23 protein-coding genes and 3 tRNA genes are annotated in these 23,746 nt (G+C 49.9%); 13 read left to right on the plus strand and 13 right to left on the minus strand.

What is annotated here, in order from left to right:
* Positions 1-52 precede the first annotated feature (52 nt).
* Together I0P70_RS06060 and I0P70_RS06065 are read right to left on the minus strand one after the other, a co-directional pair.
* Complete coding sequence (locus I0P70_RS06060) at positions 53-577, minus strand: HEAT repeat domain-containing protein (RefSeq protein WP_196115515.1); 525 nt, start codon at positions 575-577, stop codon at positions 53-55.
* Between the two features lie 126 nt (positions 578-703).
* Complete coding sequence (locus I0P70_RS06065) at positions 704-1,888, minus strand: acetyl-CoA C-acyltransferase (RefSeq protein WP_196115517.1); 1,185 nt, start codon at positions 1,886-1,888, stop codon at positions 704-706.
* A gap of 283 nt (positions 1,889-2,171) precedes the next feature.
* Here I0P70_RS06065 and I0P70_RS06070 point away from each other — a divergent pair, with 283 nt between their 5' ends.
* The 3 genes from I0P70_RS06070 (at position 2,172) to I0P70_RS06080 (ending at position 8,241) form a co-directional block, all read left to right on the plus strand.
* Positions 2,172-5,078, plus strand: coding sequence for a prolyl oligopeptidase family serine peptidase (locus I0P70_RS06070; RefSeq protein WP_196115519.1), 2,907 nt, complete (start codon positions 2,172-2,174; stop codon positions 5,076-5,078).
* A gap of 188 nt (positions 5,079-5,266) precedes the next feature.
* Positions 5,267-6,898 (plus strand): TldD/PmbA family protein, encoded by a 1,632-nt coding sequence (locus I0P70_RS06075; protein WP_196115521.1) that lies wholly within the window; start codon positions 5,267-5,269, stop codon positions 6,896-6,898.
* Between the two features lie 11 nt (positions 6,899-6,909).
* Positions 6,910-8,241 carry a TldD/PmbA family protein gene (locus I0P70_RS06080; RefSeq protein ID WP_196115523.1) on the plus strand — a complete coding sequence of 444 codons (1,332 nt, stop codon included), beginning with the start codon at positions 6,910-6,912 and terminating at the stop codon, positions 8,239-8,241.
* A 71-nt stretch (positions 8,242-8,312) separates the two neighbouring features.
* Here I0P70_RS06080 and I0P70_RS06085 read toward each other — a convergent pair whose 3' ends face one another.
* Positions 8,313-8,777: a PaaI family thioesterase gene (locus I0P70_RS06085; RefSeq protein WP_196115525.1), complete on the minus strand. Its 465-nt coding sequence runs from the start codon at positions 8,775-8,777 to the stop codon at positions 8,313-8,315.
* Positions 8,778-8,987: 210 nt separating this feature from the next.
* Here I0P70_RS06085 and I0P70_RS06090 point away from each other — a divergent pair, with 210 nt between their 5' ends.
* Genes I0P70_RS06090 through I0P70_RS06100 form a run of 3 tightly spaced genes read left to right on the plus strand, consistent with a single transcriptional unit; the run spans position 8,988 to position 10,224 of the window.
* Positions 8,988-9,329, plus strand: a complete 342-nt coding sequence (locus tag I0P70_RS06090) for a zinc ribbon domain-containing protein YjdM (protein WP_196115527.1) — start codon at positions 8,988-8,990, stop codon at positions 9,327-9,329.
* 37 nt (positions 9,330-9,366) lie between these two features.
* Positions 9,367-9,804 carry an SRPBCC family protein gene (locus I0P70_RS06095; protein ID WP_196115529.1) on the plus strand — a complete coding sequence of 146 codons (438 nt, stop codon included), beginning with the start codon at positions 9,367-9,369 and terminating at the stop codon, positions 9,802-9,804.
* A gap of 30 nt (positions 9,805-9,834) precedes the next feature.
* Positions 9,835-10,224 (plus strand): VOC family protein, encoded by a 390-nt coding sequence (locus I0P70_RS06100; protein ID WP_196115531.1) that lies wholly within the window; start codon positions 9,835-9,837, stop codon positions 10,222-10,224.
* A gap of 169 nt (positions 10,225-10,393) precedes the next feature.
* On the opposite strand, the gene I0P70_RS06105 is transcribed toward I0P70_RS06100, so the two are convergent.
* The 4 genes from I0P70_RS06105 to I0P70_RS06120 form a co-directional block, all read right to left on the minus strand.
* A complete protein-coding gene (locus I0P70_RS06105) occupies positions 10,394-10,900 on the minus strand; it encodes a thioesterase family protein (protein WP_196115533.1) in 507 nt (168 codons plus the stop codon).
* 50 nt (positions 10,901-10,950) lie between these two features.
* On the minus strand, positions 10,951-11,544 hold the full coding sequence (locus I0P70_RS06110; RefSeq protein ID WP_196115535.1) for a TetR/AcrR family transcriptional regulator: 594 nt from the start codon (positions 11,542-11,544) through the stop codon (positions 10,951-10,953).
* 69 nt (positions 11,545-11,613) lie between these two features.
* Positions 11,614-12,579, minus strand: coding sequence for an aerotolerance protein (locus tag I0P70_RS06115; RefSeq protein WP_196115538.1), 966 nt, complete (start codon positions 12,577-12,579; stop codon positions 11,614-11,616).
* The gene (locus I0P70_RS06120; RefSeq protein WP_196115541.1) at positions 12,576-13,547 is read right to left on the minus strand and encodes a VWA domain-containing protein; all 972 of its coding nucleotides are present in this window, start codon (positions 13,545-13,547) and stop codon (positions 12,576-12,578) included. Before I0P70_RS06120 ends, I0P70_RS06115 begins: the two co-directional genes overlap by 4 nt.
* A gap of 319 nt (positions 13,548-13,866) precedes the next feature.
* On the opposite strand from I0P70_RS06120, the gene I0P70_RS06125 reads away from it, so the two are divergent.
* The 6 genes from I0P70_RS06125 to I0P70_RS06150 all read left to right on the plus strand — a co-directional run bounded on the left by I0P70_RS06125 (position 13,867) and on the right by I0P70_RS06150 (position 17,758).
* Positions 13,867-13,953 (plus strand) — tRNA-Ser (locus I0P70_RS06125).
* A gap of 117 nt (positions 13,954-14,070) precedes the next feature.
* Positions 14,071-14,144, plus strand: a tRNA-Pro gene (locus tag I0P70_RS06130).
* A gap of 70 nt (positions 14,145-14,214) precedes the next feature.
* Positions 14,215-14,288, plus strand: a tRNA-Arg gene (locus I0P70_RS06135).
* Positions 14,289-14,678: 390 nt separating this feature from the next.
* Entirely contained in the window at positions 14,679-16,502 is a 1,824-nt protein-coding gene (locus tag I0P70_RS06140; RefSeq protein ID WP_196115544.1) for a site-specific DNA-methyltransferase, read from the plus strand.
* A gap of 9 nt (positions 16,503-16,511) precedes the next feature.
* Entirely contained in the window at positions 16,512-17,078 is a 567-nt protein-coding gene (locus I0P70_RS06145; protein WP_196115546.1) for a hypothetical protein, read from the plus strand.
* A 173-nt stretch (positions 17,079-17,251) separates the two neighbouring features.
* Positions 17,252-17,758: a phosphoheptose isomerase gene (locus I0P70_RS06150; protein WP_196115549.1), complete on the plus strand. Its 507-nt coding sequence runs from the start codon at positions 17,252-17,254 to the stop codon at positions 17,756-17,758.
* 55 nt (positions 17,759-17,813) lie between these two features.
* On the opposite strand, the gene I0P70_RS06155 is transcribed toward I0P70_RS06150, so the two are convergent.
* The 5 genes from I0P70_RS06155 to I0P70_RS06175 form a co-directional block, all read right to left on the minus strand.
* Positions 17,814-18,245, minus strand: a complete 432-nt coding sequence (locus I0P70_RS06155) for a cytochrome c (RefSeq protein WP_196115552.1) — start codon at positions 18,243-18,245, stop codon at positions 17,814-17,816.
* A complete protein-coding gene (locus I0P70_RS06160) occupies positions 18,229-18,918 on the minus strand; it encodes an SCO family protein (RefSeq protein WP_196115554.1) in 690 nt (229 codons plus the stop codon). The genes I0P70_RS06155 and I0P70_RS06160 overlap by 17 nt, the downstream gene beginning before the upstream one ends.
* Positions 18,905-19,333: a hypothetical protein gene (locus I0P70_RS06165; protein WP_196115557.1), complete on the minus strand. Its 429-nt coding sequence runs from the start codon at positions 19,331-19,333 to the stop codon at positions 18,905-18,907. The genes I0P70_RS06160 and I0P70_RS06165 overlap by 14 nt, the downstream gene beginning before the upstream one ends.
* A 165-nt stretch (positions 19,334-19,498) precedes the next feature.
* Entirely contained in the window at positions 19,499-19,927 is a 429-nt protein-coding gene (locus I0P70_RS06170) for a DUF2267 domain-containing protein (RefSeq protein WP_230392021.1), read from the minus strand.
* Between the two features lie 144 nt (positions 19,928-20,071).
* Positions 20,072-20,401, minus strand: a complete 330-nt coding sequence (locus tag I0P70_RS06175) for a DMT family protein (RefSeq protein WP_007657994.1) — start codon at positions 20,399-20,401, stop codon at positions 20,072-20,074.
* 446 nt (positions 20,402-20,847) lie between these two features.
* Here I0P70_RS06175 and gyrB point away from each other — a divergent pair, with 446 nt between their 5' ends.
* On the plus strand, positions 20,848-22,806 hold the full coding sequence (gene gyrB / locus I0P70_RS06180; protein ID WP_196115559.1) for a DNA topoisomerase (ATP-hydrolyzing) subunit B: 1,959 nt from the start codon (positions 20,848-20,850) through the stop codon (positions 22,804-22,806).
* 84 nt (positions 22,807-22,890) lie between these two features.
* Here the strand turns inward: gyrB and I0P70_RS06185 are convergent, their stop codons facing one another.
* On the minus strand, positions 22,891-23,646 hold the full coding sequence (locus I0P70_RS06185; RefSeq protein WP_196115562.1) for a CPBP family intramembrane glutamic endopeptidase: 756 nt from the start codon (positions 23,644-23,646) through the stop codon (positions 22,891-22,893).
* Positions 23,647-23,746: the final 100 nt, after the last annotated feature.

A 23,746-nucleotide genomic window follows, 5' to 3' on the forward strand; every position in this document is an offset into this window, starting at 1 on the left:
ATCAGTTCAAAACGAAAAAAGAACTCTTTTATCGCTTATTTCTGATGTATGGCTATTTTTTGGTGATCTCTTTTGCCACTAATTTCATAAACGGATCGGTATCCCGCACATATTGCTGCGCCAGTTCCACTGCCTTGGCTCGGTTTACTTTGTTCAGGCTCAGCAAGGCGCGTCTTACCACATACTTGTCTTCACTGTTGATCAGCTGCAGGAGCATCTTCTCACGACCCTCCACATCAATGTTTCCAAGCAATTCGGCCATTTGCCACCTGGCCTGTGGCTGGTCAGAAAAAACAGCCTTCCGCACAAACCGCAGTGGGCTTTCCAGCTTCTCCTCTACATTTTTCAGCACTACACCCGCTTCGTTGTCAACGGCCAGCGCATACACCAGCAGTTGCGCCAGATCATGGTTGAACTCCTGATTTAGTTGCTCCAGCGCTTCGTTGGCTGCTTTGTAGAGTGCGTCCCATCCGGGATATTCCGCTTCCCACTCGCCTAATCCTCTGTTTTCATTATATGTATCGGGCGTCATACCGGCCCATTCCCAGAACTTTGCTAGCTCGTTTTCTAATGACATAAACGATTCAAATTGGATAAACACCAAAAGTAGGTCAAACAGTTTAATCTGCAGGCCAAGGTATAAAAAAGAAGCCTTACGAAATAACGTAAGGCTTCCTGCAAAAAATATACCGCAAAGCGGAGATTACATTTTCTCGATCACAAGCGCAGAAGCACCGCCACCGCCGTTGCAAATACCGGTCACGCCGATCTTGCCGCCTTTTTTGTCGAGCACGTTGCACAGGGTAGTTACGATACGGGCACCGGAAGCGCCAAGTGGGTGGCCCAGGGATACAGCACCACCGAATACGTTCACGTTGCCGCCTTCCAGACCAAGTTTCTGGTTGTTAGCGATCGACACTACAGAGAATGCTTCGTTGATTTCGTAGAAGTCAACTTCCTCAGGCGATACACCGGCGTTTTTCAAAGCCTTAGGTATAGCCAGTGAAGGCGTCGTGGTGAACCAGATCGGATCCTGCTCAGCGTCAGCAAAACCACGGATCTTCGCGATTGGCTTCAGACCCAGCTCCTCAGCTTTCTCTTTGCTCATCAGCAACAGGGCTGCAGCACCGTCGTTCAGTGTAGAGGCGTTGGCGGCCGTTACCGTACCAGCCTTATCGAACACAGGGCGCAGACCAGCTATTTTCTCGAAGTTTACTTTCTTATATTCTTCGTCTTCCGACACCACGATCGGGTCTTTGCCACGCTGCGGGATTTCTACCGGCACAATCTCGTCTTTCAGCATACCTGCCTCAGCGGCAGCGGCTACTTTTTTGTAAGACTGGGTTGCGTACTCGTCCTGCATCTCGCGGGTGATCTTCATTTCACGGGCTGTGTTCTCAGCGGCGTTGCCCATGTGGAAATCGTTGTAAACATCCCACAGACCGTCTTTCATCAGTCCGTCGATCATCTGACCGTGACCCAGTTTCGCACCGAAGCGGGCTTTGTCGAGGTAATATGGCACGTTGGACATGCTCTCCATACCACCTGCCACGATGATGTCTTTGTGACCAAGCATAATCGCCTGCGCCGCAAACATAATTGCCTTTGTTCCGGAGGCACATACCTTGTTGACAGTCGTACACTCTACTTCATAACCCAGACCCGCTTTTACAGCAGCCTGACGGGCAGGAGCCTGGCCTACGTTGGCCGAAAGCACGTTGCCCATGATCACTTCCTGTACTAAGCTTTTGTCAACACCGGCTTTCTCCAGCGCACCTTTGATAGCCGCTGCACCCAGTTCCGTGGCAGAGAGGCTGGCCAGAGCGCCGCCAAAGCTACCGATCGGGGTGCGCACAGCCGAAATAATATATACTTCCTTCGTTTGCATAAGATTGTGTCTAATAGTTTTATAGTGTGAAATTATCAGGATTCAGGTTGAAAACCAAACAATCGTTAGGTAAATGGCCGCTTTTGTAGCTTAATGGTTTAAATGCTAAATTGTTAAGCTTCTCCTCAGGAGGCTGGTGGCACGCATACGCGGTGGCGGAACTAACTGCATTTAAACCTTCCTTATAAAGTGAGCTCTAAAGGTATAACGGCCACCGCCGCAAAATAATTTGTACATTTAGAAAACCAATCAAAACCGCTAACCAATAGCCAAACCTTTTACAATGAAGAAATTCTTAGTATTGATGGCGCTGTTTGGGGCAGGCCTCAGTCAGGCACAGGCTCAGCAGCAAGCCACAAAAAAACCACTCACTCACGACGTATACGACAGCTGGAAAGGCGTAGGCAGCGACAAGCTCTCCAACAACGGCCAGTATGTGCTCTTTAACGTAGATCCGCAGGAAGGCGATGGCGCCCTCTTCATCCGTAACTACGCCAGCAAAGCCATGCGTGAGTTCTCCCGCGGTACTAAGGCGGAGTTTACGAACGACAGTCGCTATGCTGTGTTCCAGATCAAGCCGGAGTATAACACGGTGCGTGCGCTTAAGCTGAAAAAGAAAAAAGGCGACGACCTGCCCAAAGACTCCCTGGCTATTGTAATGCTGGAGAACATGAACGTGGTAAAAGTGCCGCGCGTGAAGTCTTTTAAACTGCCAAAGGAAGGCAGCAACTGGCTGGCCTATCAATTGGAAAAACCACTTCCGGCGAAAAAAGAAGCCGCGAAGAAAGAAGATCCTAAAACTGAGCCCGCTATACCTGAGGCACCAAAGGCTGAACCTGCCAAGACAGCTGCCGCAAAGCCAGCTGCCAAGCCGAAGCAGAAGAAGTCGGAGGGTACGGAGCTCGTACTGCGCAATTTGCAAACCGGACAGGAGCAGCGCTTCGACCGGGTAGTGGATTACATGTTCTCCGAGAAAGGCAACATGCTCTACTTTGTGAAGGATGAGCTGGACTCCCTGCACACTGCCGGGGTATACGCTTTCAGCACTGCCGACCTCAAGGTAATGCCGATCGATACGGGAAAGGTAACCTACAAAGGCATCAGCACCGATAAAGCTGGTGAGCAACTGGCCTATGTGGCGACAACCGACTCCACAGGGGCGGAGATACGCTACTTCAACCTATACCATTGGAATAAAAAAGACAACAAAGCGGTGACGCTGGCTGATACGGTTACCAAAGGTATGCCAGCTGCCTGGATGGTGAGCGAACATGGCAACCTGCGCTTCTCAGAAGACGGACGCCGCCTGTTCTTCGGCACCTTCCCGCGCCCGACCCGTTTTGAAAAAGACACTACTAAACTCGACGAGGAGAAAGTGAGTCTCGACATCTGGGGTTACAAAGATCCGCTGATCCAGCCCATGCAACTCAAGCAGCTAAGCCGCGACCAAAAACGCTCTTTCCTGGCCCTGTACGACCTGCGTGGCAAGAAAATGCAGCAGCTCGCTACCCTCGAAATGCCTGACGTATACCTGGACGCTTACGGGCAGGCAGACGTGGCTCTGGCAGTGAGCGACGAGAAGTATAAGGTGACGATCGGCTATGATACGCCAACCCGCAAAGATGCCTACCTGATTGACCTGAAAAAGGGAACATCAAAGCAGATTCTTAAAGAAACGAGAGGCTATCCACGTCTGTCGCCGCAGGGTCAATATGTTTACTGGTACGAACCTACTGACAGTAGCTGGCACGCGATGAACACCAAGGGTGGTGCCAATATTAACCTGACCAAAGGTATAGGCCAGGCTTTCTATGAAGAGGATAACGACGTGCCGGCACTGCCTGGCTCTTACGGCGCAGCAGGCTGGGTAGAAAAGGACAACGCCTTTCTGGTATACGACCGTTTCGATATCTGGAAGCTAGACCCGAGTGGCAAAAAATCCCCGGAGAACCTGACTGACAGGTATGGCCGCAACAACAAACTGCGCCTGCGCTACGAGCAACTCGACAGCGAGGAGAAATTTATACCTGCCGATGCGACGCTATACCTGAGCGCCTTCAACACTACTGACAAGTCAGCCGGTTTCTTCCGCGACCATGTGAGCAAAGCGATGCAGCCCGAAAAACTGGTGATGACACCGCATGGCTATACCTCGTTGCGCAAAGCCAAGAACAGCGACCGCACTACGTTCCGCCGCGGCTCTTTCCGCGAGTACAACGACCTCTATACCTCTGACCTGAGCTTTGCCAATGTAGAGAAGCTGAGTGATGCTAATCCGCAGATGAAGGACTACTTGTGGGGAACGGTGGAACTTGTGAGCTGGAAATCGACGGACGGTATACCGTTAGAGGGCCTGCTGTACAAGCCGGAGAATTTTGACCCGAAAAAGAAATACCCGATGCTGGTATACTTTTACGAGCGCTCTTCTGACGGTATACACAACCACCGTGTACCGGCTCCAAGCGCTTCTACCATCAACATCCCATACTTTGTAAGCAACGACTACCTCGTGTTCGTGCCGGATATTGTGTACACCGAAGGTTATCCGGGTGAGAGCGCCATGGACTGCATTATTCCAGGTGTGCAGAGCATCGTAGCGCAAGGCTTCGTGGATGATAAGAACATGGCTTTGCAGGGGCAGAGCTGGGGCGGCTATCAGATCGCTTACATGGTAACCCGCACCAATATGTTCAAGGCTGCGATGGCTGGTGCGCCGGTGTCGAACATGACGAGTGCTTACGGCGGTATACGCTGGGGAACGGGCCTGAGCCGTCAGTTCCAGTACGAGCGCACGCAGAGCCGCATCGGCGGTACGCTGTGGGAGAAGCCAATGCAGTTTATCGAAAACTCCCCGCTCTTCTTCGCCGACCGTGTGAAGACGCCACTGCTGATCATGCACAACGACCAGGACGGAGCTGTGCCGTGGTACCAGGGCATTGAGTTCTTTATGGCGCTGCGCCGCCTTGAAAAGCCGGTTTGGATGCTCGTGTACAACGGCGAGGACCACAACCTGATGCAGCGCAAAAACCGAAAAGATCTGTCAGTGCGCATGTCGCAGTTCTTTGACCACTACCTCAAAGGTTCTCCGGCCCCGAAGTGGATGGATCAGGGTGTGCCAACCTTGCTGAAAGGCAAAGACTATGGTTTTGAACTGACAGAGCCGCAGGTTTCTTCTGCACCAAAGGAGTAATTTGTACCCGAATCAGTTTATAACAGCGGCCGTTTCTGTAAAGAAACGGCCGCTGTTTTTTTATGGGATGACTTATTGACCCCATCATAAGCATAGTATTTAGCCTATTAGTTTAAATTCAATAAAAACTTGTATTTGTAAAAGGTATTGCTTAGCTTCAACTATCTGTTAACTAATGGAATAGAAGCTTGAAACGTCGTGACTTTATGTACCTGGCAGGCATGGGCGCTGGAGCGCTGATGCTGCCTATACCTGTAATGGGAAATCATGTGCCGCCGGAGGCCCTGCTGGGGCAAATGGATGTGGCGCTGAAGAAAGAACTGGCAGATGTCGCACTGAACGCTGCCCGATCCAGTGGCGCGACATACGCTGATATTCGTATCGGTCGCTACTTGAACCAGTACGTGATCACCCGCGATAACAAGGTGGAGAACACCGTTAACACTGAATCCTACGGTGCCGGTGTGCGTGTGCTGGCCGACGGTGCCTGGGGCTTTGTAGCTGCCGATAACATCACGCGAGACAACATTGCCAGCATGGCCAAAAAGGCCGTTACCATCGCCAAAGCCAATGCCAAGTTGTTGGAGCAGCCAGTCGTACTAGCGCCGCAGCAGGGATATGGCGAGGTGAGCTGGAAAACGCCCATTGAGAAAAACGCCCTGGCTATACCTATTAAGGAGAAAGCGGATCTGTTGCTGGCCGTCAACGATGCAGCTATGAAAAGCGGGGCCAATTACATGAACTCGCTCCTCTTTCTGGTGAACGAACAAAAGTACTTTGCCTCAACCGATGGCTCTTACATTGACCAGGACGTGCACCGTATCTGGCCTATTTTCATCGCTACGGCCATCGACCCTGCCACGGGCAAGTTCGAAACACGTCAGTCGTTGAGCTCACCGATGGGTATGGGCTATGAGTACCTGGATGGGCGCAAAGAGAGCAAGATCGCCAGCGTGACCACCCTTTACGGCAATCATTACGATATGCTGGAAGACGCCACTGCTGCCGGCAAGCAGGCCGTAGAAAAGCTAAAAGCGAAGTCGGTGGAAGCAGGCAAGTATGATCTCGTGCTTGATCCGTCGCACCTCTGGCTGACTATACATGAATCGGTGGGACACCCGCTGGAGCTCGACCGTGTGCTGGGCTACGAAGCAAACTTTGCAGGCACTTCTTTTGCGACGCTGGACAAGTGGAAAACTAAGAATTTTAATTACGGTAGCAAAATCGTTAATCTGTTTGCGGACAAGACACAGCCCGGTTCGCTTGGTGCCGTGGGCTATGACGACGAGGGCGTTAAGACCAAGAAGTGGGATCTGGTAAAAGACGGCACGCTGGTGAATTACCAGGCCACCCGTGACCAGGCGCACATCATTGGGGAGAAGGAATCACACGGCTGCTGCTACGCCGACAGTTGGAGCTCAGTGCAGTTCCAACGAATGCCGAACGTGTCACTGGCGGCTGGCAAAACGCCGCTCAGCGTGCAGGACATGATCAAGGATGTGAAGAAAGGCATCTACATCATCGGCGACGGTTCCTTCTCCATCGACCAGCAGCGCTACAATTTCCAGTTTGGGGGACAGCTTTTCTACGAGATCAAAGACGGGCAGATTGCCGGTCAGCTGCGGGATGTGGCCTATCAGAGTAATACCCAGGAATTCTGGAACTCCTGCACCGCTATCTGCGACGAACGTGACTACCGCTTGGGCGGCTCCTTCTTCGACGGCAAAGGTCAGCCAGAGCAAGTGAGCTCCGTGTCCCATGGCAGCGCGACCACCCGCTTTAATGGAGTGAATGTGATCAATACAGCTCGTAAAATCTAACCTCTCAAACTATGTTATTCACAGAACAACAGGCACGGGACATTATGCAGAAGGCGCTGCAATACTCCAAAGCAGATGAGTGTGTGGTGAACCTGCAGGGCAGTGATAGCGGGAACATACGCTATGCCAACAATGCTGTGTCTACCAGCGGCGAAAATAGTACAACCAGCTTAGTAGTGACATCTGCATTCGGCAAAAAAACAGGTATAGCTACCATCAATGAATTTGATGACGCCTCGCTGGAAAAGGTAGTGCGCCGCTCCGAGGAACTGGCTCAACTGGCTCCCGAAAATCCGGAGTACATGCCGATACTCGGGCCGCAAAAATACAGCAGCTCCAATGCTTATTTCAAGAGCACGGCAGCGTTCTCGCCCGAGCAACGCGCCAATGCCGCAGCTGCGAGCATACTGCCTGCCCGCCAACGCAAGCTTATAGCTGCCGGCTACCTGCAGCATAATACCGGTTTTCAAGGCATGCTCAATTCCAAGGGCTTGTTTGCCTACCATCCCAGCACCGATGTAAGGTTCTCGGTAACGGTGCGCAACGAAGCAGGTACGGGTTCGGGATACGCATCACGCGGATACAACGACATCACCAAACTGGACACAGGCACAGCGTCCAAAATCGCCATGGACAAAGCTGAAGGTTCAGCCAAAGCGATTGCTATAGAGCCGGGCAAGTATACAGTCATACTTGAACCTGCTGCCGTAGTGGTGCTGCTGGAGAACATGTTCTTTAATATGGATGCACGCAATGCCGACGAAGGCCGGAGCTTCATGAGCAAGCCAGGGGGCAAAACCAAGATCGGCGAAAAACTGGTAGATTCGAAAGTGAACATCTACTCGGACCCTACGCACCCAGACTTGCCTACGGCCACCTGGAGCGAAGACGGACGGCCTCTGGAGCGAACAAATTGGATCGAGAATGGGGTCATGAAAAATCTGTATGCCTCACGCTACTGGGCAGAAAATAAAGGTGCAAAGTCAATCCCGATGCCGAACAACGCGATCATGGAAGGAGGAAAGGCATCGCTCGATGAAATGATCAAAAACACGAAACGCGGTATACTGGTCACGCGCCTGTGGTACATCCGCTCTGTAGATCCGCAGACCCTCCTGCTGACAGGCCTCACACGCGACGGTACTTTTTTAATTGAGAATGGGAAGGTAAAGCATCCTGTGAAGAACTTCCGCTTCAACGAAAGTCCGATCATTATGCTGAACAACCTGGAGGAAATGGGACGTCCGGAAAGGGTGGTGAGTGGCGAGTCGAACGTGAATTATATTTTGCCACCACTCAAGGTCCGTGACTTTACGTTCAGCAGTTTGTCAGACGCTGTTTAAGCCTGAGTAGAACACGACTTAATCTAAAACTAAAGAAACCGCTTCGGTCAATCCGGGCGGTTTTTTAGTTTCTAATTCTTATTGTTCAACTTCAATTCGTAATGCTCCAGGCTTTCCCACGGCTGATTCGTTCGCATAAACTGCCCTGTCCCAAAGGCTACTTCTTTACCTCTTTCATTGTACAGCGTTGCTTCTGCCACAAAGAGATTTTTGCTGATCGAGCGCACTGTACCTACGGCTCTTAGGGTGCCGGCATTTACAGGCCGCAGCAGGTTGATCTGAAAGGAAGAAGTCACGATAAACACGTCCGACACCAGAGAAGCAACAGCAAAGTAAGCGGCATCATCAAGCAGTTTAAAGTAAGTAGCACCATGTATAGCCTGTGCTCCGTGAAAATACTTTGAGTCGACTGGCAGTTTGATCTCAGCCTTGCTATGTGACACTTCGATGCTGCTGCCGCTGAACAATTGCTGTACGTTGGCACTCAGGTATAGCCTTTCCAGTTTCCGGTGATGGGCTTCAGGTTTGGTCGACATGTGGTGTTTTTTTTTGTGCAAGTATACGCAATGCTACTCAGGCGATTGAGCTTTTGTGGAAGAAAGAAAAAGGAGTGATTGCAGGAATGTTAGTATATTCGCTTGTTGCAGGTATAGCCGAATAAATTGCGATGGATAGGGAATGCAGTTGCCTTTTCATTGCGCACTTGCTGTACAGAAGCATAAACAGAGTAAAAATAGAACACCATTATGTCAGATGAATTGAAACAGTGTCCGAAATGTAGCTCACCTTACGGATATGCAATGAGCGATGATTTATACGCTTGCCCTGAATGTGGCAACGAATGGAACCCGAATGAAGTGGAAGAGGATGCGGGTTTGAAAGTAGTGGATGCGAACGGCAATATACTTCAAGACGGAGATTCAGTTGTTGTCATCAAAGACCTGCCTGTGAAAGGCGCTCCTAAGCCGGTGAAGGCTGGAACCAAAGTAAAGAACATACGCCTGACCGAGGGTGATCATAACATCGACTGCAAAATCGATGGCTTCGGCTCTATGGGACTGAAGTCAGAGTTTGTAAGAAAAGCTTAAGCAGTTTGGTCTGTAGCTGAACAGGGGGCAGCATTATATGGTAGATATCTTTACCGAAATAGACATTAACAGACCTCTCTTCGAAGTGTCGACGTTTGCTGCGGATCCGGATAATGCGCCGGTGTGGTATAATAATATCAAGTCGGTGGAATGGAAGGAGTCGAAGCCTTTGGTTGTCGGTTCGCAGGTCGCTTTCGTCGCTCATTTTCTGGGTAGAAAGCTCGCCTATACCTACGAAATCATAAGCTATGTTCCAGGGCAAAAAATGGTGATGCGAACTTCTGAAGGACCATTCCCGATGGAAACCACCTATACCTGGGAGGCGATCGATGCTGGCCGCACACACATGACCCTGCGCAATGCCGGGCAGCCCTCCGGGTTCTCTAAAGTGTTTGCTCCCCTTATGGCAACTATGATGCGCAAAGCCAATATCAAAGATCTGAAAAAACTAAAGGAAATCCTGGAAAACAGCTGATCATATACCTTGAATAAAGCAGCCTCTGAGATGAATTACCCCTACGGCCCCGGCATCAATCACATCGAGTTTTGGGTGAAAGACTTGAAGGAATCGGTGCTTTTCTATGGAAAGTTATTCTCAATGATTGGCTGGTACGCGCTCAACGAAACATCCTTTAGCTGCGGCCAGCACGAGATCTACTTCAAGCAAATGCCAGTTGAGTTCTGTGACAGCTTGGGTGTGCGGCATATCTGCTTTCATGCCATAAGCAGGGAGGTGGTTGATCAGGTAGGGGAGTGGCTTCGGAAGCAAAATGCTGCTATCATACGTGGACCGCAGGAGATGCCTCACTATAGTGCAAGCTATTATACCGTCGATTTTAGGGATCCGAATGGCTTCGTGCTAGAGGTGGCTTATACTCCTGAGGTAAAGCTTTAAACACGAACAGAGGTAGCTGAAAAAAACAAAGGCAGCTACTACTAGCTGCCCGTTTTTCATAGTTATATTTTGTGCTATGAACTCCTTATACTCTTAATGCACAACTATGTTGTGGCTTGGTCAGAAATTATTGTTGAAGTGCATTTTTGCTTAGCAAATACTGTCTGATTTATGGTATTGCCACTGCTGCCATACGCAGTTCTTTTACACGGTCTTCAAAGTATTCTGCCGGTTTTCCTTCTCCCAGTATAGCCACTTTGCCGAACAGCTCAGTCAGTTCCTCGCTGTGCTCCGCTTTCTGGCCCTTGCGGATGTCGATATAGGCGAAGCGTGTCCAGATGACAGAGATGATCGCGTTAGTTTCCGGGTCTACCATTTGGCCCTCCATCATCAGGTCAGAGCCACTGTACCAGCGCAGACAGGTTTTGATGGTAACAGTTTCCATGAACTTCACTTCGCGCAGGTAGGCAATCTGGTTGGAGGCTACCACCCAGGCCTTGCCCGTCGTTTTTCCCATGGCATAGATGTCCAGGCCATAGTTGTCGCGCAGTTGATCCTCTCGGGCATTCAGGTAATAGTCGATGTAGCGCCCGTTGTTAAGATGACCGAAAGGATCACAATCTTCAAAGCGGATCAGTGCCTTGCTTTCCAGAATTTTGCTATAATTTTTTTCCATAATGAACAGTTTAAAAAAGACCGATTGGTTTATTTTAGATTAAAAAAATATCAGGTTTGCAATTCAGACGCGAGCATATGCTCCAGCTGTGAAATTACCGTGTTGAGGTATTTGTTGTCGCCATAAGCTTTTGAAAGCATGATGCCGCCTTCAACCATGCTCACAAACAGAATAGAAAACTTCTGGGCGTCTGTTTCAGGTCTGAATTCTCCCCGTTCTATACCTTGTATCACAATGTTGGCAACCGCCTTGTGCAGACGGTTGAGCACTTTCACAACACTGGCCCTTAGGAGCGGGCTGGTGTCGTCTGCTTCGACTGCTGTGTTCAGAACAGGGCAGCCACCCTGTACAGGAGGCGAGAAAAGGTAAGTTTTATAAAACTGCAGAATCGCTTTCAACTTATCTGAAGCACTCTCTTTAGCTGCTATTCGCTCGCCGATCATGCGGGTGATGATGCCAGCCGCATGTTCAAAAGCAGCCAGGGCAATCTCTTCCTTGCTCTCAAAATGTCCGTAGATGCCTCCTTTCGTCAGCCCGGTTGCTGTCATAATATCCTGCATAGACGTACCGGCATAGCCCATCTGATTAAACAAAGGGGCTGATCGCTCTATGATGAGCTGGCGTGTACGTTCTGCTTTAGACAAGGCTGTTTGCATCATTCAGAATTGAATACGCAAAATAAACCAATCGGTTTTTAATTTCCAAATCATGGCTTACCAATCCGGCTTGGTCGGATCTGGCTTGCGTGTCGCTTTTTTGGGGAGTTGCTGGATGTACTGCTGCTCTGCGCTGCGCATCGCCTCCAGCATCAGGCGTGCTTTTTCGGGATTGATGTTGAGCTGCTGCAGCCGGTTGTTTCGGGTTTGCGCTCTTTGTTCGGCATCAGTGAGAGGTTCTCCACTGCGGCTTCGCTCTGGCCGGCTCGGGTCAAATTGGCTGTCAGGGTTCATGCCCTGCGTATCGCCGGGCTGTTGGCCACTTGTTTCGGTTTTTTCGGACTGTTTGCCACTGCCGTCCTTATCTGGCTGCTGACCTCCTCCTTGTTCCTGTTGCTGCCCCTGGTCGTCACGTTCAGGCTTGTCTACTTCTGCTTCCTGGTCCCCTTCGCTGTCTGGGTTTTTGCGTGGTTGTTCTGCTTGCTCTTCCTCCTCCGGTTTTTGCTGTTGTGGCTTAGGCTGGTTTTGGGCTGGCTGCTGGTCTTCAGGGAATTGATCATCCTCTTCATCTGTCTGAGCCAGGTCCGGACGCTGTTCCAGAAGCTTTTTGATCAACTCGTAGTTATACCTGGCCGCCTCATTTCCAGGCTCCACGATCAGTGTCTGACGGAAATAGGAGAGGGCCTGCCTGTATTTTTTGCTTTGAGAGGAAATAGCACCAAGTTGGAGCAGCGATACCGCCTTGATATGGCGGGTGGCGTGGTTGGCCAGCAGGGTATACTGCTGCTGGGCTTTCTGTAATTCGCCCAGCCGGAAATAGGCGTGCCCCAGGTTAAGCCGTACCTGATCATCCTGCACGTTGAGATCTTCAAGCAGGTACTCGTATGAAGCCACTGCCTCTATGTAATCTCCCCGCTTGTAGGCTGCCGCTGCCAGGTCAGCATGCTCGTTCATGAGCGAGATAGTGCGCAGTCCTCCCGACAGGAATCCGATAAATAGTATGGCCGCCAGAAGAACTTTCATATCCTGAGCAGTTTAACGGTGATAAGCACATCCAGCAGTATAAGCACTAAGGCCAGAGCCAGCGGGTAGATATACTTATTGGCAGTTACATCAATGGTTTTGCTTTCGCGCAGTTCGCCTTCTATATTGTTGATGGCGTTGATCAGCCGGCTTACCTCACTGATGCGGCCGTTTACTTCAAAGTACTCGCCATCTGTAGCCTCGGCTAGCTGCTCCAGCCCTTCGGGGTGTAAACGGGTGACAACAGGATTGCCTTGCTGGTCCTTTTTGAAGGAGTTGCCAACTGGTATCTGGGAGCCGTCAGTAGTACCGATGCCCAAAGCAAACACCCGTATGTTCTGCTCGCGCAGCCTGTCAGCCCAGTCAGAGGTACGGCCTCCGAAATCTTCTCCATCACTGATCAACACCAGGATGCGGGCCTTTTGCTCACTTGCCTCCGGCGATGCCGCCTGCCCGAATTTCTGAGATACAATCTCCAGCACAGGTACAAAGCTGGTTCCGCCGTGTGGTAACAGACCAGTGCGCAAAGTTTGGGTATAAAGCGTGAGGGCCTGTTGGTCGTAGGTGAGCGGGCTTTGCAGATAGGCTTCGGAGTCAAATACGATCAGGCCGATGCGGTCTGAGTTGAAGCGACTGATGAGCCTGATGATGTCGCGCTTGGCCCGTTCCAGTCGGGAAGGCTGCACGTCGTTGGCATCCATGGAAGCCGAAAGGTCCACGGCGATGTAGATGTCCTTGCCAATGGTTTTGATTTCCTTTTTCATTGCCCCGAACGATGGCCCGAGTATGGCGATGATCAGCAGTACAACATAAGCGTGTCGCAGCACAAACTTCACCCACACACCATGCGGACGCTGTCCAAAAAAGGCCGATACCTTCCGCACTCGCCACAGATAGCCGACGTACAGTCCCATAAAGAGAATGCCGAACAGTATTTCAAGCAGTGTTAAAGTTTGGTACCAGGTCATGTTGTGCAGGTTCAGGCCAACGCCCGATGACAAATATAAGAAAGGAAAGCCAATGTAAGGGTTTTTGAGGCACCTTGTCGACAGATACAGGTATAGCAGGAAGGGGAGGCAAGAGGCGAGAAGGAGAGAAGACAACAATGGTATAAAATTTTTTCTGAAAATTTCGCCTCAGAAAGCTGAATAGAATCAAGTAGTTAGTTTTCGAAAAGGGAGTTTAGAGGTGTGCCAGGCGGGTTTATTTGCTAAAATTTTGGTGCGTGCTATTGTGTGGGCAAATTTAATGTAGTATGTTTGCAATCTCTTCAGCAGGGAGAGACCCGGAGGGGTGGGTGAGTGGCTTAAACCAGCAGTTTGCTAAACTGCCGTACTGGAAACGGTACCGGGGGTTCGAATCCCCCCTCCTCCGCAAGCGAAAAAATAAATTGAAAAAGTTTTGACAATTTAAATTCTTCGCTTACTTTTGCACCGCGTTCAACATTAACAGCGACATCAAACATCGCTAACCGGAGTTGAAAGCACAGTTCGGGGTGTAGCGTAGCCCGGTATCGCGCCACATTTGGGATGTGGAGGTCGTAGGTTCGAATCCTGCCACCCCGACTTAAAAAATTTCGGAAGCAATTCCGAAATTTTTTGTTTAAGGGTAGAGCTAAGCTCTCCTAAGGACGCTGGTCTCGTAGCTCAGCTGGATAGAGCAACTGCCTTCTAAGCAGTAGGTCTTTGGTTCGAATCCAAACGGGATCACTTCAGTATCAAGCACTTATAAGGTAAAGCTTATAAGTGCTTTTTTTATTACAGACGGTTTCAGAACGATTGATATAACCAGCCCTCTCAATAAAGTAGCTCTCTATTTCAAAACCAACCTAGAAAAGATGGGTGACTATTAATATTAAAAAACTTCCTTTCATTCATCTCCCCTTTATTCCTTATCTTCAAGTTTTGCCTCCAAGAGCCAGAGGTAAAATAATAGCAGATCATTTTACAACAAAGTACAGGATATGTCTGATGCTAATGAGATGAGTAAGGACTTAGACTTGAGGTTTTTTATCAGTTCATCCAGATCATCATTAGGACCGGAGCTATGCCCTGTTGAGTGGGGCCTGATGGCATACTGACCAGATTAATACAATTATAATGAACGGAGACTCCAATAGTATTTCGGGAGACCTGCTTTCTAAATTGAAGGCACTGATACCTGCTGCCTTTTTAGAGAATAAGCTGGATGTAGCGCAACTGAAGCAATTGCTGGGGGAGCACGTGCATACAGCCCCAGAGACATATCAATTAAGCTGGACAGGCAAGGCAGAGGCCTATAAGCAAGTTCAGGAGCCTTCGACCGATACACTTATACCTATACAGGAAGATTCAATCAACTGGGAGAAAACAAAGCATGTGTTCATCGAAGGGGATAACCTAAAGGCGCTGAAAGTGCTCCAGAAGGCTTATGCTGGAAAGGTAAAAGGCATCTATATCGACCCGCCGTATAACACGGGTTCCGATAGCTTCATCTACGCTGATAACTTTGCAGGGAAAAATGGCCGTTCTCAGTCCGACCGTAGGAAAAACGGTCATTCGAACTGGCTCAGTATGATGTTCACCAGGCTGTCGCTGGCCCGTCATCTGCTGCGTGAAGACGGTATAATTTTCGTGAGCATTGATGACAATGAATTGGCCAACCTGAAACTGGTGATGGACGAGGTGTTCGGAGAAGAGAACTTTATCGATTACTTCTCCTGGGCCAAGTCTGAAACACCTGCCAACCTGAGCAGAAAGAGTAAAAAAGTAGTGGAGTATGTGCTCTGCTACCAAAAAAATAAGAACGGCGAGAAATTCAAGGGGATCAGGAAAAACAGCACCAGTTCCAACGGATTGCTAAACCAGTCAAATAAAGCAGGAATATTGACCTTACCGGCGGATGTGGTTATTACGCGTCTAAAGGATGGCCTGCTACAGAAAGGTAGTTACGGAACGGACAGCTATGCCATTGAATTGCTCGAGGACACTGAGGTAAAGAATAGCGTGTTTGTGAAGCCTGTTATACTGAAGGCTAAATTTAAATGGTCTCAGCCGAAACTGGATGAAGAAATAAGCAAAGGTACCCGGATCAGTATACCGACGATCAAGCTCAGTCCTTCTTATGAGAAGCTGGTGTACGACAAAGAGGTGCCACCTAACCTGATCAATTCAAAGGTCGGCGTGGGCACAAACGAAAACGCCAGCGCCCAACTGGAAGCTTTGTTTGGCGCGAAAGTGTTTGACTTTCCGAAACCACCCAGCCTGATCAAGTACCTGCTAGGCTTCTCCGACGATCCGGATGGCATTTTCATGGACTTTTTTGCCGGTTCGGGTGCCACTGCCCAAGCCGTGCACGAAATGAACCAACAGGATGGCGGCAGCCGAAAATACATCTGCGTGCAGTTGGATGAGCAGATCGCCCCATCGACTAAGGCCTATCAGCAAGGCTTCAGAACCATCTCGGAGATCACCAGGAAACGACTGCTATTGCTACATGAAAAATTGCAGGGGCAGGAGGAGACGGAGGCCATTGACACAGGTTTCAGGTATTTTAAACTAGCTCCTTCCAGTTTCAAAGCCAGGCTTGGAGATGATAGCAGTAATGAAAATGAGAAGGCAAAACAGCTGACCTTATTTAAGCAGGTAGAAAAACAAGAAGGTCATTCAGAACACATGCTGTGGGAGTTGTTGCTCAGATCAGGTATACCACTGACCGCTGCTATAAACAAAGTGCTCGTCGGTGATACGGTACTGTATGAGGTTGCGGAAGAAGGGCTCCTGTATGGACTGGATAGGATCAGCGAAGAAGTACTCCGGAAAGCGATCGAACTGAAGCCCAGGGCCTTTATTTGCCCGGATACATTATTCCAGCTGAACGAAATCGAAAAGACCAATTTACAACTAACCTTGCAGGACATCGGTATTGATTTTAAATCAATCTGATGAAATGCAATGCTGGTACAAAACTTCGACTTTGACACTAACCTTGCCATAGCCCGGCAATGTGCGGCTGATATGGTCCGCAACGGCCTGTACTCCCGCTTCGGCCTTTCAGAGAAAGAGTGCCTCGAGAAGGCGGTGCTGGGATGCATGGGGGAGTATGCTTTCGAACACTGGCTTAAATCCCTTGGCTATACCTACGAGGTTGATCGTGCCGGCTTCGAAAACAGAAATTCGGATGCGTTCGACTTTTTGATTGGCGGCTCCAAAATAGATGTGAAAGTTGCGAAGAAATCAACCGACAGGGCCCCTAATGACAACTGGACGTATGGTTATCCGCAGGAGCAAAAGCCGGCTTCCAAAGATTATGTGATTGTGGGTTGGGTGGATTTTAATAGAAGAGAAGTAGGGTTTTACGGCTGGATAGCGGGTAAAGAAATCAGCAGGTTTCCGGTGGTTACGAAGAATGCTTTTGCCGGCTACAGCTACCGGACGCCCAATCACGAATTCAGATGGGGAGCTCTGCACAAAAACTTCGAGCGTTTCTTCCAAGGCATTCTGCAGAGCAGGGAAGCTTAAGATCGCCGGTGACTGGTGCTACCCCCTCAGGTATAAGCGAGCTCTTTCAGCGTTCAGATTTGACTTCTGTAGAATTATACTAAATTTGCGCCCCGCCTCAACAGGTGAGCTGCATTTTCCGTTAGCATATACCTGCAAGTACAATGCTAACACCCTTAAAGCCTGAATTGAACATGACAACCGACACCATAAATAAAGCAGCCCTTTTCGCAGAAACAGAACAGCAATTAAAACAGCAACTTTTTAACATCAGCAGCCAGGACCAGGATCGTCCCTGGGGCGGATTTTTTGTGATAGACGAAGCACAGGCGCAGGACTTCGCTAACACCTATTTCGACAACATGTCGGTAGATGAACTGAAGATATCCGGTAAGTTAAGTCCGAAAATATTGCTGGTAGCACCCCACAAGCGACTGAGCTGGCAGTACCACCATCGCCGCGCCGAAATCTGGAAAGTGGTGAAAGGGACAGTAGGGGTTGTGACCAGCGACACAGATGAAGAAGGAGAATTGAAAGTGCTAGGCACTGGTGACCTGATTACCCTGCGTCAGGGAGAACGTCACCGCCTGGTAGGTCTCGATGAATGGGGCGTGCTGGCTGAGATCTGGCAACACACCGATGCGGCCAATCCTTCCAACGAGGATGATATTGTGCGTGTGCAGGATGACTTTGGCCGGTAAAACCTGTATTTGACAGGTATAGAAAGGGCGCTGCAGCTTAGCTACAGCGCCCTTTCTATTTTTTTTGCTCCAGCAAATGGCGACATTTAAGCAGCTGCTTCTCCACTTCCTGTATGGTGAAGCGCGGGTTGCTGTTGCCGAAGTTGGTCTGCACGTAGTTGAGGATGTTGGTGATTTGCCCTTTGTTCAGGTGTTCAAAACCCGGCATGCCCTGGTTGTAGTTTTTACCATTCACGACAATGTTGCCCGTCTGCCCGTGTTGGATGATGCAGGCCAGCTCGTCGCGGTGGTTCTCCAGGTAGTCGGCACCCGCCAGCGGCGGGATCAGGTTGCGGAGCCCGCTGCCGTCGTCCATGTGGCAGTTGGCGCAGTACTGGGTATAGAGCTTTTCTCCTTCGTTTTGCTTGTCTGTATAAAAGCACTGGGTCAGGGTGAGTAAAGCGGCTATACCGGCAGCATAGTGCAGGAATTTAGTTTTTATCAGCATCCTTCTTTTTCTTTTTAGGCAAAAGGGCCGGTATGTCACGGATCAACCGATCGACCTGGGCTGGGTCGGTACCGTCGTAAATGCCGCGAACATGGCGGTTCTGGTCCACGAGCACAAAGGCGCCGCTATGCACAAATCCACCGGGCTCTTCCTCGTCTTCCATCGCCGACACCATGTACTGCATGGCAATGCTGTAGATGCTGTCTTTCTCGCCGGTCACAAAGTGCCACTTGTCGCTGTTCACCTGCAGGCGGTCAGCATAGTCACGCAGTACAGCTACTGTATCGTGCTTCGGGTCGATGGTATGAGAAAGGAGCATGACCCTTGGGTCGTCTTCAAAAGCTTCGTAGATGCGCAGCATCTGGCTTTTCATCTTGGGACAGATGGTCGGGCAGGTCGTAAAGAAGAAATCAGTGACGTATACCTTATCCTGCACGGTGAGGCTGGTTACCACCTGGCTGTCCTGGTTGATGAAAGCGAAGTCAGGTATGCGGTGGTATACCGTATCGGTCACCTGCTGGCCGTCAACTTCACGCTGCACCAGCTGCCGCTCACCCAGATAGGGAAGCGAGCCTGCAGCAGAGGACTGCTCCTGAGAACAAGCCTGCCAGCTGAGCGCAGACAGGCCAAGCAGTAAAGCTGAAAAAAAAGTGCTTAGTTTATTTCTTTCCATAAGTCGCATAAGTTTCCTGTGCGTGGGTGATGGTGCTGTCCATCAGTGATTTTACCCGTTCCATTTTCTGGTGTTCGGCGTTCAGGTATAGCATCGCCTGCTGGTATGCCAGCGTGTCAGGAGCTTTGTACTGGCGCATCCACTCCATCATAGCTTCATCGGCCTGGTCCAGCTCCTGTATACGGCGCGTGAGCAGGCTAATGGTCGCGGTGTCGGCAGACTGTGCCTGCAGCGTATCGCGGAGGCTGGTGAGGTTGCGGCGCAAGCGGTAGATCTTACTCATGTCGGCCATGGCCTCGTCGTGGAGGTCCATTACTTCTGTTTCCAGGGCCTGCTGTCGCTCCGCTTCACTGGCGCCGCCCTGGCAAGCAAGCAGGATGAGGGGTAAACTTAGGTATAGCAGCCACTTTTTCATCGTTCAGCTGATAAGGTTTCGTGTAAGAACAGGTATAGCTGCAAAGGTATAGGATATGGCAGAATAATGGCCCCTCAGGTGCTAAGTTTTGGGCAATTCCCTTGGGGCGGACATTAAAAAGCCCGGCACGGTGGCCAGGCATTGATTTAGGTTAAGTTTGTTTTTTTAGGCAGGCACCGCCAGTTCAGAGTGCAGGGCGTGTGCCACCTGGTTGTACTGCCCTTCGGAGATGCGGCTGCGCAGAAACTTCATCACATCCTGAAAGGCATAGTGGGCGTGCTCCAGCGTCGGGAAATCAGCCATGTCGGCAAATGCATCCTTGGAGCGAATAAACTCCAGCCATTCTTCTTCATGGCGTATGCGTACGGGCTCTTCCCGCAGTGTGAATCCATCAAAGTATATACCTTTCCAAACGATCGGCAGCTGGGCCGCCAGGTGGATGGCTTCTCCGGCAGGTATACGGTCGCGGATGGCGTGCAGTACCGCTCTGAAGATGCGGGCAGCTTTCAGCTCGTCTTCTATACCCAGGTAGTCGCAGAGCTCGTGTAACCAGGTCTTTGCCTCCTTCTGATAATTCTCAAAATTCATGGACATGTTTACCTCCTTTTTTATGGTTAAACATCATGTAATCTGTTATTTACAACGAAACAGCCAGGGGAGGGTTATCAGATAATAGGGAATGTGAGCCTGTTCAAGCCAGCCTGCCTGAAACGATGGTGAATACCCTACAAAATTCAACTACCACTTCTTAAACACAAAGAACACGGCCAGCAGGATGAAGATGAAGCCAACTATGTAATTCCATTTCACTTCTTCACGCAGGTATAGCACCGAGAAGCCTACAAACACGACCAGCGTGATGACCTCCTGTATGGTTTTGAGTTGGAAAGCTGTGAACTGTCCGTGGCCGATCCGGTTGGCGGGCACCTGAAACATGTACTCAAAAAAGGCAATGAACCAGCTCACCAGGATCACCTTCCAGAGCACGGTGTCTTTGAACTTCAGGTGACCGTACCAGGCGAAGGTCATGAAGATATTGGAGATAAGAAGGAGTATAATCGTTTTCATGCCCGAAATTTAACATAAGGCGCATTCATGACGGCAGAAAATTTAAGCAACCTTCGCAATGTCGAGTCAGTATGTTCGTTTACAACACGATGCAATGCCTGACTGAGCTATGAAAAAAACCGGGTCGGCTTTCGAGCCGCCCCTAAGGGCAAAGTAGACGAAAAGCGAGTAAAATCACTTGCGTCCACCTGCCGATATATTTTGCATTCGACTTAATCAGAAAGACCGCCTCCATAAGAGGTGGTCTTTTTGTGTTTTTAAGGTATAAGTATTTGTGAAACAGGCACTAATGGGCTTTCGTTTTTGTTTAAATCAAGGTGTGCTTCCTGCTTATACCTGATGGGATCACAGGTATGCAACAATCGGTGCAAAGTACTGCTCCGAAAAGCATAGATAAAACGAAATAAATTGGTAATTTTACCTATTCAATCTACCCATATACACACATGAGTGAAGTAGAAGAAAAATCATTAGCAAACGATTATTCAGCAAATAGTATTCAGGTGCTGGAAGGACTCGAAGCCGTGCGCAAGCGTCCTGCCATGTACATTGGCGACATTGGTATCAAAGGCCTGCACCACCTGGTGTGGGAAGTAGTGGACAACTCGATTGACGAGGCCCTGGCCGGTCATTGCGACACGATCAATGTTACCATCAATCCGGAAAACTCTGTTACCGTGTCTGACAACGGACGTGGTATTCCAACGGATTTCCACCAGAAAGAAGGCCGCTCAGCTTTGGAGGTGGTAATGACAGTACTGCACGCCGGCGGTAAGTTCGATAAAGACACTTACAAAGTATCCGGTGGTCTGCATGGTGTGGGTGTATCGTGTGTGAACGCACTGTCCACTGACCTGCACGTAACGGTGCACCGCAAAGGCAAGGTATTTGAGCAGCACTACAACATCGGTGTGCCTGCCTACCCGGTTCGCGAGATCGGCACGACAGACAAAACTGGAACAACGGTAACGTTCCAGCCTGACGCTTCGATTTTTACCACCACAGAGTATAAGTATGATACCATCGCCAGCCGTCTGCGCGAACTCTCGTTCCTGAACAAGGGCATCCGCATTAACCTGACGGATTTGCGTGAGACTGGTGAGGACGGACAGCCACTTTCTGATTCTTTTTACTCAGAAGGCGGTCTGAAAGAATTTGTGGCTTACCTGGACGAGACGCGTGAGAATCTGATTCCGGAGCCAATCCATATTGAAAGCGAGAAAAACGGCGTGCCGGTAGAGATCGCCCTGCAGTACAATACCTCTTATACTGAGAACATCTTCTCGTACGTGAACAACATCAACACCATCGAAGGTGGTACACACGTTGGTGGTTTCCGTCGTGCTCTTACCCGTACCTTGAAGGCTTACGCCGACAAGTCAGGTATGCTGGACAAGGTGAAGATTGACATTGCCGGTGATGACTTCCGCGAAGGTCTGACAGCCGTAATTTCGGTAAAAGTGCAGGAGCCACAGTTTGAAGGACAGACAAAAACCAAACTGGGTAACTCCGATGTAGGTGGTGCTGTGGACGTGGCAGTAGGCGAGATGCTGAACGAGTTCCTGGAGGAAAACCCGAAAGAGGCCCGTATCATCGTGCAAAAAGTGATTCTGGCTGCGCAAGCCCGTAACGCAGCTCGCAAGGCCCGTGAAATGGTGCAGCGCAAGAACGTACTTTCCAGTACCAGCTTGCCTGGCAAACTGGCCGACTGCTCTGACAATAATCCCGAGAACTGCGAGATATACCTGGTGGAAGGTGACTCGGCGGGCGGATCTGCCAAGCAGGGCCGTAACCGTATGTTCCAGGCTATTCTGCCGCTTCGTGGTAAGATTCTGAACGTGGAGAAAGCACAGGAGCACCGCATCTACGAAAACGAAGAGATCAAGAACATGATCACCGCCCTGGGCGTGAGCTTCGGAACGTCAGAAGGTGAGAAAGCCCTGAACATGGAGAAGCTCCGTTACCACCGCATCATCATCATGACGGATGCGGACGTGGACGGATCGCACATCCGTACCCTGATCCTGACCTTCTTCTTCCGTTATATGAAAGAGCTGATCGAAAATGGTTATATCTACATCGCCCTTCCTCCGCTATACCTGGTGAAAAAAGGTAAAGAGGAGCGCTACTGCTGGAGTGAGCAGGATCGCATCGATGCCATTGCCGAACTGGGTAAGGGAAGAGAAGAAAGTGTGGGCGTGCAGCGTTACAAAGGTCTTGGTGAGATGAACCCGGAGCAGCTTTGGAACACGACTATGGACCCTGAAACCCGCAGCTTGAAGCGTGTAACAATTGAGTCAGCCGCTGAGGCCGACCACCTGTTCTCGATGCTGATGGGCGACGAGGTAGGTCCCCGCCGTGACTTCATCGAGCGCAACGCCAAGTATGCTCGTGTAGACGTGTAATCTATACTTAAGTATAAAACAGCAGCGGCTGCTTTCGGAAGAAGGCAGCCGCTGCTGTTTTATACTAGGTTGGTTCAGTTCAGATCAGACACCAGTGCTATACCTGACTTCAAGCGGTTTCCTGTAGAACTCCCAAAGTATTAATAGCACTAACAACAAGCCCCAGCAGCTTGCAAGTATCCAGGTGCTGGTATCACCTGAAGCCGAAGTAGTGCTGAATAGGCTTCTCGTTGATTCGTAGGCGATGTTGGCACCCCAGTGTATCCCGAAGGCAAGCCAGAGAGATTTGGTAATGATTACTGCATAAGCCAGCACCAGGCCTAGTAACATGAGATAGGAGAGGACTGCTACGCCATCACCTAATCGCCAAATGTGATTTAGTACATAGACCAAAGCGGAAAGCAACACCCAATAAATGGGTTTCATATACTTGACCAGATGAGCATATAAATAACCCCGGGTTAGAATGTCCTCCGCAACAGAGGGAACCGCAGTCATCAGCAGGAGCATGGGGACTCGTCCTACAAAGGTTGTGAGGGTTATGCTGGGAACAATGCTTTCATACCCCAACAGAACTGAGAGGTAGAACGATAGGATGAAAAATGTCAGGCCTAGCGACAGCCCCACCATGAGCTGTACTAACCATTTAGATTTCAGACCCAAGCCGTAGCCCCCAAGGCCTGTCCACCCTTGCGCTCTAGCCAGGAAAAAAGCTGCCACTATAAACCCGGTTTTAAACAGGGCCATTATCCAAAAAGAAGAAAAGAACTCAGGAAAATGATAAATGGCGAAAAGAAGGAGAAATCCTGCTGCAAATGAGAGTAGACTACGTATAGGCATAGCTTTTTCGAAGAGCCATTAAAAGCTCTCAAGCAACAATAATAATTTAAAATATAAGCACTTACAATGTATAGGGCAGAGTAATTTTCGGACAAATGGT

This window comes from Pontibacter sp. FD36 (assembly GCF_015686655.1).
In the GTDB taxonomy this organism is placed as follows: domain Bacteria; phylum Bacteroidota; class Bacteroidia; order Cytophagales; family Hymenobacteraceae; genus Pontibacter.

What these genes read in the sequence shown, in the direction of transcription:
- I0P70_RS06080 (WP_196115523.1), top strand. Translation starts at nt 6,910, where the DNA reads ATGTTATTCACAGAACAACAGGCACGGGACATTATGCAGAAGGCGCTG.
- I0P70_RS06165 (WP_196115557.1), bottom strand. Translation starts at nt 19,333, where the DNA reads ATGAAAAAGTGGCTGCTATACCTAAGTTTACCCCTCATCCTGCTTGCT.
- I0P70_RS06065 (WP_196115517.1), bottom strand. Translation starts at nt 1,888, where the DNA reads ATGCAAACGAAGGAAGTATATATTATTTCGGCTGTGCGCACCCCGATC.
- I0P70_RS06170 (WP_230392021.1), bottom strand. Translation starts at nt 19,927, where the DNA reads ATGTCCATGAATTTTGAGAATTATCAGAAGGAGGCAAAGACCTGGTTA.
- I0P70_RS06140 (WP_196115544.1), top strand. Translation starts at nt 14,679, where the DNA reads ATGAACGGAGACTCCAATAGTATTTCGGGAGACCTGCTTTCTAAATTG.
- I0P70_RS06150 (WP_196115549.1), top strand. Translation starts at nt 17,252, where the DNA reads ATGACAACCGACACCATAAATAAAGCAGCCCTTTTCGCAGAAACAGAA.
- I0P70_RS06155 (WP_196115552.1), bottom strand. Translation starts at nt 18,245, where the DNA reads ATGCTGATAAAAACTAAATTCCTGCACTATGCTGCCGGTATAGCCGCT.
- I0P70_RS06070 (WP_196115519.1), top strand. Translation starts at nt 2,172, where the DNA reads ATGAAGAAATTCTTAGTATTGATGGCGCTGTTTGGGGCAGGCCTCAGT.
- I0P70_RS06105 (WP_196115533.1), bottom strand. Translation starts at nt 10,900, where the DNA reads ATGGAAAAAAATTATAGCAAAATTCTGGAAAGCAAGGCACTGATCCGC.
- I0P70_RS06060 (WP_196115515.1), bottom strand. Translation starts at nt 577, where the DNA reads ATGTCATTAGAAAACGAGCTAGCAAAGTTCTGGGAATGGGCCGGTATG.
- I0P70_RS06090 (WP_196115527.1), top strand. Translation starts at nt 8,988, where the DNA reads ATGTCAGATGAATTGAAACAGTGTCCGAAATGTAGCTCACCTTACGGA.
- I0P70_RS06120 (WP_196115541.1), bottom strand. Translation starts at nt 13,547, where the DNA reads ATGACCTGGTACCAAACTTTAACACTGCTTGAAATACTGTTCGGCATT.
- I0P70_RS06095 (WP_196115529.1), top strand. Translation starts at nt 9,367, where the DNA reads ATGGTAGATATCTTTACCGAAATAGACATTAACAGACCTCTCTTCGAA.
- I0P70_RS06115 (WP_196115538.1), bottom strand. Translation starts at nt 12,579, where the DNA reads ATGAAAGTTCTTCTGGCGGCCATACTATTTATCGGATTCCTGTCGGGA.
- I0P70_RS06145 (WP_196115546.1), top strand. Translation starts at nt 16,512, where the DNA reads ATGCTGGTACAAAACTTCGACTTTGACACTAACCTTGCCATAGCCCGG.
- I0P70_RS06185 (WP_196115562.1), bottom strand. Translation starts at nt 23,646, where the DNA reads ATGCCTATACGTAGTCTACTCTCATTTGCAGCAGGATTTCTCCTTCTT.
- I0P70_RS06175 (WP_007657994.1), bottom strand. Translation starts at nt 20,401, where the DNA reads ATGAAAACGATTATACTCCTTCTTATCTCCAATATCTTCATGACCTTC.
- I0P70_RS06160 (WP_196115554.1), bottom strand. Translation starts at nt 18,918, where the DNA reads ATGGAAAGAAATAAACTAAGCACTTTTTTTTCAGCTTTACTGCTTGGC.
- I0P70_RS06085 (WP_196115525.1), bottom strand. Translation starts at nt 8,777, where the DNA reads ATGTCGACCAAACCTGAAGCCCATCACCGGAAACTGGAAAGGCTATAC.
- gyrB (WP_196115559.1), top strand. Translation starts at nt 20,848, where the DNA reads ATGAGTGAAGTAGAAGAAAAATCATTAGCAAACGATTATTCAGCAAAT.
- I0P70_RS06100 (WP_196115531.1), top strand. Translation starts at nt 9,835, where the DNA reads ATGAATTACCCCTACGGCCCCGGCATCAATCACATCGAGTTTTGGGTG.